The organism is Pedobacter humicola (assembly GCF_056490705.1).
Genome location: NZ_JBWJIG010000001.1, coordinates 167,653 through 179,782 on the forward strand (window position 1 = coordinate 167,653; position 12,130 = coordinate 179,782).

A 12,130-nucleotide genomic window follows, 5' to 3' on the forward strand; every position below is an offset into this window, starting at 1 on the left:
AGAAGAGGAAATGAGGCTGTATCATTTGATGATGAAGCCTCATTTCCATGTTTTTTTAATCTATTTATAAAAGGGCCAGCATTTTCTTTGATCGGTTAAAGGATATCGGCCAGCTATCGGAAGTATTGCCTGAAGCTATTCCATAATATTCTTTTGCTTTATTTTGATCGCCCTGAAGGAGATTCACATAAGCGCTGAGCTCAAAAATAAAGTTCTTCAATTTAACATCGATTCCATTTTGGGTACCTAAATAGTCAAGGATTTCGCCTGCGGCTTTTAATCGTTTGTCGTTAAAGCTTTCTATTTTAAAACCGCCAGGCATGGCAAACCAATATTCCCATATCCCGCCATTGGCATGCTGGTTATAACTGTCTTTGACCAGTTGGATGCCGACCTCCAGCAACACGCTATTAATGGTGCTGTCTTTTTTTACGGAAACCTTGTTCACACCAAAATAATGGTTAAGCGTAGGCTGTAAGCCTTTCGTATTGATCTCATCCAAAATCATTTCCTTACGGTACATGGCCCGGTCGTTCATGGAAAACTGCTCGTAGGCAAAACTGGCAGGGAAATAATTACTTAGTTTTTCTAACCTGTATCCCTTTGCCAATTCCTTCTTCAAGTCGATTACATAAGGATGTTCGAAATCATGAAAGTTGTAAACGGTAATGATTTTCCGTTTAAGATCGTAGATGTTGGAATAAATTGTCGATAATTTTCCTTCTTGCCGGGTACGGTTTAAAATGTCGCGTAGAAAAGGAACATTTATGGTTTTTGCATCTTTTAACATCTCTTCTGAGATATCATATCTTCTGCACGAATAGTTTTTGGTTTTTAGGTTACTGATATCAAAATTGGTATTGATCTGGTAATGTCCGGATTTTGTTAATCTTGTTCCCGCGTTGATGATCATCGAATTTCCGAGTGCATCTGCAATTAACACCTGTGAGCTGATGGCATAATCGTATTTCTCTAAGAAAACCAATGCTTCCTGTACTGTTTTGCATTTCCCAAGGATTTCAAAAAACAGATCTCCTTTATAAATATTTTTAGGTCCGTATTTAGCGGGATCGATATTCTGAGCAGTAAAATCGTAAAATAAACCGTACTCATTCATCGCAGCTTGAGCCTGCAGATCGGGAAGCCCAAAACATACTGAACCATATCTTTCGGCAGTTTTTGGATTGAACCAGATCCGCGCAAAGCCCATATAATCATCTTCGTTGGCGGCAGCATATACCTCATCATTTAATGCATAAGAGATTACGGTGCAGGAATAAATATTTTGAGATAATATGGAACTAACCATAAGGGCAAATAATAATATCTTCTTCATTCTTAAATTTATATCGCTAACGGCGAAGACTGTGCCAAGAGATAATATCCCTTTTAATAGGACGGAGGAAGGATATTTTGGATTTTAGCCCTCAAATATGTCCGCAATTGAACGCTTCTCGTTCGGAAATGAACATATTTATTGCAAGACTTAAATTTCGTCTTTTTGTGCTGACAAAACCTTTGAAAGTTGTATAATTTCTTATGGTTAAGTAAAAAAATGTTATTTTATTGGGAGAAATACTGCAAATATCAAGATATAAGTAAGATAACACCTGTTTTAGTACAATGAAACCGATTGTATTTATATTATCTTTGTGTTATCTCTATGCGTGTTTACAGTTCATATTCTGATAGCGAATTGGCATTCTTGTTAACTCAGGGTGATGCACTGGCATTTACCGAAATTTATAACCGGTTTTATGGACTACTTTTTATCCATGCCAACAAACGTTTAAACGACGAAGAGGAAGCTAAGGATGTGCTCCACCAATTGTTCGAATCGCTTTGGGTAAAACGTATACAAGTAGCACCTGACGGCAATTTATCCGCTTATTTATATACAGCAGTCCGAAATAGAGTTTTAGATGTGTTTGCACACCAAAAGGTGGAAAGCAAATATGTAGATTCTTTGCAGGACTATATCGATCAGGATCATATTTTAACCGATTATCTTGTTCGTGAAAAGCAAATGGCTTTATTAATTGAGAAAGAAATTGACGCTTTGCCACCCAAAATGCGTGAAATATTTATTTTAAGTCGGAGAGAAAATAAATCACACAAAGAAATTGCCCTTGAACTTGGACTTTCTGAACTAACCGTTAAAACACAAGTCAAAAATGCCTTAAGGATTCTTAAAAACAGGTTAGGGTTGGTGGTTTACCTTGCTTTCTTGTTGAAAACGTATAGATAGCCTTGACGACGCCTGATTTAAAGCGTGTTTTCTCTGCAAAAACAACCCAAATAAATTTATTTTAATAAAAATAAATTTTATATACCCCCAGGGTGATGGCTTTGCCGTATATATAGTAATCAACCAGACTAGATTTCTTTTTTAATGGAGAAAAATTCGAGAAAGCTTTTAGATAAGTACCTTTCAGGTAATTGTACGCCAGAAGAAATGGCTATTGTTGAAGATTGGTATCTTCAGCTACCTGATGAAATTGTAGCTCCAGCCCATATTACGATTGAAAGCAGTAAGGAAGAAGTTTGGAATAAGCTAAGTCCGCGCAGAAAGTCTGTAAAGTTGACTACAGTTAAACGTATTGCGATTGCTGCAAGTATTGTTTTATGCTTTGGCTTAGGGTTTTATATGATTTCCGGTCGCAATGCTTTGCCTTTAGCTGCTAAAACAGAGCTGAAAGATATTCTTCCCGGTGGAAACAAAGCCTTATTAACATTGGCTGATGGCACTGTGGTTAACTTAGATGATGCCAAAAATGGCCAGATTGCCAATCAAAATGGTATTGAAATCCGTAAAGCTAAAAACGGTCAGCTTGAATATGTAATCAATGAAGTACAAAATGCCTCACTTACAGGCTCGAATGCCATTAGCACGCCGCGTGGCGGGCAGTATCAGGTGAGCTTGCCTGATGGTACAAAAGTTTGGCTCAACGCGGCCACCACCTTAAAATATCCATATGCCTTTGCCAAAAACGAAAGGGTAGTGGAATTGAATGGAGAAGCTTACTTCGAGGTTGCTAAAGACCATGCCCGTCCTTTTAGGGTAAAAACTGATGCACAAACAGTAGAAGTTTTAGGTACGCATTTCAATATCAACGCTTATCACGATGAAGCCGTTGTTAAAACCACTCTTTTGGAAGGTGCTGTTAGAGTGAGTGCGGCTTCTGGCAGTGTAAACCTGCATCCCGGAGAACAAGCGCAATTCAGTATGGCCAGCGCCAGGTTAATTGTTGATCAGCAGATTGATATCGATAAAGAAATGGCCTGGAAAAATAATATTTTCTCATTCGATAATGACGATCTACAAAGCATCATGCGACAGATTTCGCGTTGGTATGATGTAGAAGTAGTTTATGAAGGCAAAATTTCAACGGAAAAATATGTTGGCGAGATACCAAGAAGTAGCAACCTCGCAGAGGTATTTAAAATATTAGAACTTAACCATGTTCATATTGATGCGAAGGGCAAGGTATTGACCATAACCAAAGATTAAACAAGAATGGCTTTTCTTTAAACAGCCGAGAAATCAACCAACCAGTTCACAAACAAACTAAACTTTATGATGAAAAAACTACCAGAAATTTAGCATCCTACCTTTAAAAAAAACCGAAAGCGCGACAACGCTTCCGGTAGAAATTTGGACAAGCAGCTTGCTTCGAAACCCAGCTGCTATTTTTTAACCTCATTCATTACAAAGGTATGAAATTAACTACCCTTTACAACCCCGTATGCGACATACGGAGGGTAAAGATTAAATTTTTATTGGTCATGAAATTGACTGCTATTTTACTATTGGTTGGTGCCCTACATGTGTCGGCAGCTTCCTTCTCCCAAACAGTAACGCTCTCTCGAAGAAAAACCTCGCTAAAACAAGTCTTTAAAGAGATAAAAAAGCAAACAGGCTATTTTTTCTTTTACAAAGGTCAGCTGCTTCAGGATAAACCTGATGTAACGGTCGAGTTTGTGAAGGCATCGTTGATAGATGCGTTGAATGCTTCTTTGAAAGATCAAAACCTGAGCTATAGTATCGTTAATAGAACCATCGTCATCAGCGGCAAGGAAAATGTAGCTGTTACACCAGAACGCGCAGCTGTAAAGGTTGAGGTAAAGGGTGTGGTGATTGATAAAACTACCGGTGAAACCATTCCTGGCGTTAATGTTTCTGTTAAAAATGGTTCAAGTGTAGGCATGACCAACGATAAGGGCGAATTTAAGGTCAATGTTGATGAGGGAAGTATTTTGGTTTTTAGTTATGTTGGCTACGATGTGATAGAGGAAAAAGCGACAAGCGGAAAAATCTTAAATATTAAGCTTACGGCTAAATTAACCCAAATGAACGATGTGGTGGTTACGGGTTATCAAACGATTAAAAAGGATAACTATACTGGTAATGCGATCACGATATCCGGAGATCAGCTGAAAAGGGTAAACCCACAAAATTTGCTTCAAAGTATCGGCACATTCGATCCTTCATTTAAACTGATCGATAACAATCTTGCAGGATCTAACCCCAACAGAATTCCTTCTATTAACGTTAGGGGAGCTTCTGCGCTACCAAGCGGTGATAGTCAGGTATTGAGAAGGGATGAAATTCAGGGAAATGCAAATATGCCTGTTTTCATGCTTGATGGATATGAGGTAAGCGTACAGAAAGTATTTGATCTGGATGTGAACAGGATTGCATCGGTTACCTCATTAAAAGATGCGGCTGCAACGGCAATTTACGGTTCACGCGCGGCCAATGGTGTAATTGTAATTACGACCAAAACACCATTAGAGGGAAAATTAAGAATAGAATACAACTACGAATTAAATCTTACCGCTGCGGACCTAACGGATTATCAGGTGTTAAATGCAGCTGAAAAATTAGATTATGAAGTATTGGCAGGCGTATATAGTTCTGCAAAACAACAAGTACCTCAGGACCAGCTTGATGAAATCTATTACCACAATAAAGCGAATGTTGTTGGTGGAGTAAACAGTTACTGGCTATCGCAACCCCTGCGCAATACGATAGGGCATAAGCATGGTATAAATCTGGATGGCGGTTCACAAGCATTTCGATACAATGTAAACCTCCGTTACCAAACAAGACCCGGAGCAATGAAAGGATCTGAAAGGGATCAATATTCGGGTGGAATGAGTTTCCAGTATAACGTGAAGAAAATTCAATTTAGAAATGAATTATCCATCACCCAGGTGGGTGCTACCGAATCTCCCTATGGTGATTTTTCTAATTATGTGAAGATGAACCCCTATTATCCATTGCAGGATGCCAATGGTATGGCGATGAGGATTTCGGATGTATATGAAAAGCAAGACCGGTCAAAGGAATATGTTTTTAATCCATTGTTTGATGCCAGTTTAAGCAGTTTCAATAAATCTAAGTACACGGAAATTATTGATAATCTTTCTGCCGATGTTGAGGTGGCAAAAGACCTTAGATTAAGGGCGCAGATGAGTTTAACCTCGCGATCAAATTCAGATGATGTATTCACTTCGCCTCAGGCAAATAAATATTACCTGTACACAACAGATAAAATAGATGAGAAAGGGGAGTACACGAATAGGGAAATGAAAGAAACCTATTGGGACAGTAATGTCCGGTTAACCTGGTTAAAGCAGATCGGCGGTAACTATTTTAACGCATTAGTAGGTGTAAACGCCCGTACCGAGCTACGCGACCAAAAAGAATTTACTGCTATTGGATTTGCCAACGATCGTTTTACCAGCATAGGTTTTGCCAAGGGATATGCTGAGGATGGAAAACCGATGAGCAAACTCGAAAGAGCAAGGCTTTTTGGCTCTTTCTTTACCATGAACTACTCGTATAAAAACCGCTACCTGATGGATGGAACGGTTCGTATTGACGGTTCTTCAAAATTCGGAGTAAACAATAAACTCGCTCCTTTCTGGTCGTTCGGACTAGGATGGAATGTGCATCAGGAGGAATTTCTAAAGGATAATAGTGTGATTAGCCAACTGAGAATAAAGGCTTCTACGGGCCTCACCGGTTCGGTTGAGTTTGATCCTTACTTATCAAAAACCATTTACAAGTACAATACTGGAAATTGGTACTCATCGGGTATCGGCGCAGGGGTGAATAGTTATGGAAATGAAAACCTGGGCTGGCAAAAAACGAGAATGACGGATATTGGTATCGATATCGGCTTGTTTAAAGATCGTATACTGATTACGCCAAGGATATATAAAAAGTTTACCAAAGACATTTTGGCTGATATTACCTTACCGCCATCAACCGGCTTTTTATCCTATAAAGAAAACCTTGGCGACATGGAGAACAAAGGTGCCGAATTAGGGCTGGTAATAGATGCAGTAAGAAGTAAAGACTGGTCGGTAAACCTGAATGCAAGTATGGTTACCAACAAAAATAAAGTGGTGAGAATCTCTAACGCTTTAAAGAAATACAATGATCGGGCAGACGAATTACAGTCGGTAAAACCTGGAGATGGTGGTTACAGAGGTATACCATTACTTAGATTTAGCGAAGGACAGCCTTTCAATGCCATTTATGGTGTACGTTCGTTGGGTATAGATCCTGAAAACGGACGTGAGCTTTACATCAAAAAAGATGGTACGCTAACATATGATTATGATAAGAGAGATTACGTGGTCATAGGCGATCCCAATCCGAAAGTAAGCGGTTATTTTGGCGGAACTGTTAATTACAAAAGATTTAGCCTGTATGTGCAGTTTCAGACCTACTTCGGTGGCGACAAATATAACCTGACTTTGGTAGAACGCGTTGAAAATGCTGATCCAAGATATAATGTTGATAAACGTGTATTCGAAGAAAAATGGAAACAGCCTGGCGACCTCTCGTTTTATAAAAATATCGCGGATAACGGCGAGACCGATGTAAGTTCGAGATTTATACAGCCGGATAATCTGATCAACCTCCAATCACTCAATATTTCTTATGATATGGATAAAAAAATCGCAGCTAAGTTATCGATGTCGAGTTTGATGTTCCAGATAACAGCCAATGATGTAGTACGTTGGTCGTCAGTAAAAGAAGAGCGTGGAATTAATTATCCATTTACCAGGAGTTTAACCTTTTCTGTTAGAGCAGCTTTTTAAGCTATTCATTAACAGATTTAAAATATAAAAACATGAAAATTAGATTATTAATCTGCTTCATCTTAATAACAGGCTTATTTAGCTCCTGTAAGAAGTGGCTGGAAGTGGAGCCTGAATCGGAAATTGCCGCTCCAATTTTATTCAGCACTGAGAGTGGCTTTATGGAAGCCATAAACGGCGTGTATAACCGGAGTACGGAATCCGATCTCTATGGGAAAGAACTTACTTTTGGTACAACAGAGGTACTGGCCCAAAATTTCTCGATGCGCGATGACGGACAGGATTACAGACAAACCTCCTTGTACAATTATAAACATGGTGAGTTTATCAAACGTAAGGACAAAATATGGGCGGGCTTATACAATGCAATTGTAAACTGCAACCTGATCCTCGAAAACGTTGATGCAAAAAAGAACATTTTTAGTGGTAATAATTATGCCATTATCAAAGGAGAAGCACTTGCATTAAGAGCGTATCTGCATTTCGACCTGTTGCGTCTTTTTGCACCTTCTTATTTGAGAAACCCAACGGCAAAAGGCATTCCATATGCAAACAAATACACCAAAGATATCACTCCGGTTTCCTCTGTAACAGAAACCATGGATCTCATCATCAAAGATTTGGAAGAATCGAAACAACTGTTGGTTGCCGATCCGATCCGGAGTGCCGGTTATATCGTAAACTACCCATTAGTTACCGATACGCTGAAAAATACCGAAGAGAAGAACCCAAGTCTTTTCCTCCAGAACAGAAGGCACCGTTTAAATTATTATGCGGTATGTGGAACACTTGCCAGGGTTTACCTGTATAAAAATGATAAGGTTAAGGCTTTACTGAATGCTAAGGAGGTTATCGACTCAAAAAAATTCCCCTGGACCGCAAAAAGTGATTTTGAGGCCTTCGAAGATTCGAAGAAAGACCGTATCCTTTACAAGGAACTTGTTTTTGGATGGTATATCCCGGGAGCTGCAAAAGATATAAAAGAGAATTGGTTTCAAAGTGGCACCAGGGGCTTTTATCTGATTGAGGACGCCGCAGATTATATTTATGAAAAGGCAACTGCAGGAGCAAGTGATTCCCGTTACAAATACTGGTTATCTGCCACTTCAAGCCAATCGTCAAGATCCTACGATATCGTTAAATACCGCAGAAACCCTTTAAGTGCTGAGGCAAATGCAAATTTACATTACCTGATGGCGCCAGCAATCAGGCTTAGCGAAATGTATTATATCGCTGCCGAGTGTTCGTATGAGAGCAATCCTACAGATGCAGTCAATTACCTTACACAGGTTCGTGAAGCGAGGCAAATCGGTGATCCTTTGACCATCAATAGCCAGGAAGATTTATTAAAAGAACTGCTTAAGGATGCCCGTAAAGAATGGTTAGCCGAAGGCCAGTTGTTTTACATGTACAAAAGGCTCAATAGAGGCATAGTAGGCCAAACTGGTGTAATTATTCCTGCTTCGGATAACATTTTTGTACTCCCTCTTCCCAACGATGAGATTGTTTATGGAGGCAGGTAAAACAATTTGAAAATTATTAATAGCAAATTATGAAAGCATATATATTAATATTCGCAGTCATCTGTCTTGCTTCTTGCAAGAAAGCAGAAGAGATGCGTTTTGATCACAGTGCCAATGTCTACTTCGATATTTATAATGGCGACAAAGACAGTATAGTAAGAACCTTTGCCTATAATCCTACACGAGCGCAGGATACGGTTTGGTTACCGGTACGTTTGTCTGGCGTAAGAACAGATGCAGACCGTAAATTTAGTGCACGGGTAGATCGCGATTCTTCCACCGCCATTCCCGAACTCCATTATGAACCTTTGAAAGCTCAATATTCAATTCTTCCAAATAATGGGATAGGCTATATCCCTGTGGTGATTTATAACAAGGATAAGGAACTTGAAAACAGATCGGTTTCGATACTGATCAAATTAACCGGCACCTCAGATCTGGGCATTGAAAACCCCTACATGATCAGGGCAAAAGTAGTTTTCTCTTCCAAATTGGAAAAACCAGATTGGTGGGACTCCTGGCCGCTTCCTCCTTACTCGAGAACCAAACATGAATTGTTTATTCTGGTAACCGGACAAACTTCGCTTACTACCGACGGACTGGATGCTCCTAAAAACCTTTATTATATAGGTTTATTAACCACAATGTTAAATAATCCATTTAATTGGGTAACTAAAAATGCAGCAAAAGGTTATGTGATTGAAGCCGTAACCGATGGTAATACGGATAACTATTATTTCTACAATAAGAGCAATCCAGCCAAAAAAACGCTTTTGCGGAAAAATGCGCAGAATGGTAAATATTATTTTATAGATGAAAACGGCAATGAGGTTATTTAAATATAAAAACATGGATATTAAAAAATTAATCTTGTTAATAATTGGTGTGGCTTTCCTGGCCGCATGTCATAAAGACCTGGGCAATTATGATATCAATATGCCTGTCGAGCCTAAATTGGCAAACCTCGATTCAGTTTATACCGCGAGTGTAGGTGATAGTTTGATTATCAAGCCAAAAATAGAAGGGGCTGATGCTGCCAATATCGAATTTCAGTGGAGAATCAGCGTAATCGAAGGGAACGATATCCTTTATACCGGCCCAGCTTTAAGGATCATATTCGGTTTGCAGGCTAAAAGATATGCGGCCCGTCTTACCGTTTTAAACAAAGCAAATGGAATGAAATATTTCCATAAGTTTTACATCGACGGCGGAACCGAATTCGCAAATGGTACCTCGGTATTAAGTATTGAAAACGGAATCACACAATTTTCATTTGTAAAACCAGATGGTAGTGTACAGGCACGTTTGTACAGGGCGATGCAAGGGAAAGATCTGCCTCCAAACCCCACCAATTTATTTCTGCTGAGGAACACATTTACGGGTGGAACTTTATTGGGCTACTGGATTATTACAAAAAATGGCGGAGTCAGACTGGAGCCAAACACCATGCAGGAAGATCCAAAATATCCAAATACACTTAAAGATAACTTCTTTACGCAACCGGATAATCTTGAGGTGGGGTCACTGATTTCGCATCCTCAAGGGGTAATGATGGGTATTGTAAATGGTAAGTTTTACGGCGGAACAACAAGTACATGGGATCAGGCTGCTACTTATGGGATGTTTGGTTTACCTGCTGAAGGAGATTATGAACTGGCCCCGTCTTTTGTGATGAGCTTTACGCAATCGGCTACCTATTTTATTGGCTTCGACAAAAACAGAAAGCAATTTGTCCGGATTAATCTGTATGGGGCACCTGTTTATTTTGGTACCCAATACTCGGTTTCCACAACAAGTCCTTTCGATCCTACAAATGTAGGCATGGATCTTATTCATCTGGAGCAGCTCAATAACGCAGATTGTTTTGCTTATTGCAAGGGAACTGATGGAAAGATTTATGAATTAAAATTCAATGTTCAGTTTAACGGACCATTCACTTTTACCCCTCAATATAAACGTGTTTTTGTGCGTCAGGAATTAATCAATGAAAATACAAAATGGAGCGGTGCTAAAAATGGCGTAATCTATATTGCGAATGGCAGTAAACTTTACCGGTATAACCCTGTAAATGAAGAATTGAGGGAATTGGCCACAAGTTTTACCGGAAAAACGATTACGATGCTTAAACTTTCTGAAGACGAAGAAACGTTGATGGTAGGAACAGAAGAAACTGTTACTTTTCTTAATATATCGACCGGAATGAACGGTGTGTTCATTAAAAAGATCGAAGGAATACCAGGTACTCCTGTAGATATCGCCATCAAAAAATAATCTTATTCCATGCCTAGGCCTTCAAAATCTTTGGCATGGAAATATTTAGACCATAAAGAAACATACAAATGAAAATGATAAAATTAGCAGTATTGGCCTTTTTAGTCCCGGTTTTAGGCTGGGCGCAAGCGCCAAATTTTAGTTTAACAGGTAAAATAGGCACATTGGGTGCTCCGGCAAAAGCCTATATCGATTACATGGATAATGGTGTAAGCCATGAAGATTCGGTGGCATTGGTGAACGGAACTTTTAAGTTTGCCGGACATATTTCGGGTAATGCCTATGCGCGCATGGCGCTCGATCATACTGGTGGCGGTAAAGGCAAGGCCGTTTATACTGGCGATGTGATTTACTTTTATTTTGGTAAGGAGCAGGTAAACATTACTTCAAAAGATTCTCTGGAGAATGCGGTTTTTACGGGCTCGAAAGTATACCAGGAATACGACGCCTACAACAAAGCGATCGGCGGCACCATTATGGCGCTTACCAAAGCTGTAAACATCGATTTTAACCGTGGTACGCCCGAACAGCAAAAAGATACCGCTTACATGAAAGCAGTTGATTTGCGCTACCGGAAAAACATCCATAACAGAACAGATAAGCAATTTCAATTTGCTAAAGAACACCCAGCATCTTATTTCGCTCTGGTGGCATTATCAGAAGCTGCCGGAAGCAAAGTAGATGTGGCCAAGGTTCAGTCACTTTTTAATGCCTTAAACAAAGAATACCGCGAAACGGATATGGGCAAAGAACTTGCTCAGCGCATTGCAGCCAGTGGCATTACTGCTGTTGGAAACGTTGCTCCGCTTTTTACACAGAACAATGTGGTAGGCAAGCCAGTTTCGCTGGCTAGTTTAAAGGGTAAAGTCGTGCTGGTTGAGTTTTGGGCCAGCTGGTGTGGACCATGCAGGGCCGAGAATCCGAACCTGGTAAAACAATACCAGACTTATAAAGATAAAGGCTTCGAAATTATATCCGTTTCGCTGGATAATGTAAAGGAACGCTGGTTGGAGGCGATCGAAAAGGATGGTTTAGACTGGATCCATGTTTCTGACCTGAAAGGGTGGAACAACGAAGTAGGCCGTTTATATGGCGTACGTGCTGTACCTGCAAGTTTTCTGGTAGATGCCCAAGGTAAAATCATCGGTAATGGCTTGCGCGGCGAACCATTAAATAAAAAGCTTGCCGAAATATTCAATTAATCATTGATAAAAAAT

General features: G+C 39.7%; 8 protein-coding genes. 7 read left to right on the top strand and 1 reads right to left on the bottom strand.

Annotated features, from left to right (window positions below):
• Positions 1–64 precede the first annotated feature (64 nt).
• The gene (locus tag AC04Q1_RS00765; RefSeq protein WP_478360886.1) at positions 65–1,336 is read right to left on the bottom strand and encodes a carcinine hydrolase/isopenicillin-N N-acyltransferase family protein; all 1,272 of its coding nucleotides are present in this window, start codon (positions 1,334–1,336) and stop codon (positions 65–67) included.
• 327 nt (positions 1,337–1,663) lie between these two features.
• On the opposite strand from AC04Q1_RS00765, the gene AC04Q1_RS00770 reads away from it, so the two are divergent.
• The 7 genes from AC04Q1_RS00770 to AC04Q1_RS00800 all read left to right on the top strand — a co-directional run bounded on the left by AC04Q1_RS00770 (position 1,664) and on the right by AC04Q1_RS00800 (position 12,115).
• The gene (locus AC04Q1_RS00770; RefSeq protein WP_478360888.1) at positions 1,664–2,248 is read left to right on the top strand and encodes an RNA polymerase sigma-70 factor; all 585 of its coding nucleotides are present in this window, start codon (positions 1,664–1,666) and stop codon (positions 2,246–2,248) included.
• 144 nt (positions 2,249–2,392) lie between these two features.
• Positions 2,393–3,511 (top strand): FecR family protein, encoded by a 1,119-nt coding sequence (locus AC04Q1_RS00775; protein WP_478360890.1) that lies wholly within the window; start codon positions 2,393–2,395, stop codon positions 3,509–3,511.
• 275 nt (positions 3,512–3,786) lie between these two features.
• The gene (locus tag AC04Q1_RS00780) at positions 3,787–7,119 is read left to right on the top strand and encodes a SusC/RagA family TonB-linked outer membrane protein (protein ID WP_478360892.1); all 3,333 of its coding nucleotides are present in this window, start codon (positions 3,787–3,789) and stop codon (positions 7,117–7,119) included.
• Positions 7,120–7,151: 32 nt separating this feature from the next.
• Positions 7,152–8,642, top strand: coding sequence for a RagB/SusD family nutrient uptake outer membrane protein (locus tag AC04Q1_RS00785; protein WP_478360894.1), 1,491 nt, complete (start codon positions 7,152–7,154; stop codon positions 8,640–8,642).
• Between the two features lie 29 nt (positions 8,643–8,671).
• Positions 8,672–9,481: a DUF4843 domain-containing protein gene (locus AC04Q1_RS00790; RefSeq protein ID WP_478360896.1), complete on the top strand. Its 810-nt coding sequence runs from the start codon at positions 8,672–8,674 to the stop codon at positions 9,479–9,481.
• Between the two features lie 10 nt (positions 9,482–9,491).
• Positions 9,492–10,913 carry a PKD-like family lipoprotein gene (locus tag AC04Q1_RS00795; protein ID WP_478360898.1) on the top strand — a complete coding sequence of 474 codons (1,422 nt, stop codon included), beginning with the start codon at positions 9,492–9,494 and terminating at the stop codon, positions 10,911–10,913.
• A gap of 68 nt (positions 10,914–10,981) precedes the next feature.
• Positions 10,982–12,115: a redoxin domain-containing protein gene (locus AC04Q1_RS00800; RefSeq protein ID WP_478360899.1), complete on the top strand. Its 1,134-nt coding sequence runs from the start codon at positions 10,982–10,984 to the stop codon at positions 12,113–12,115.
• The last annotated feature ends 15 nt before the right edge of the window (positions 12,116–12,130 follow it).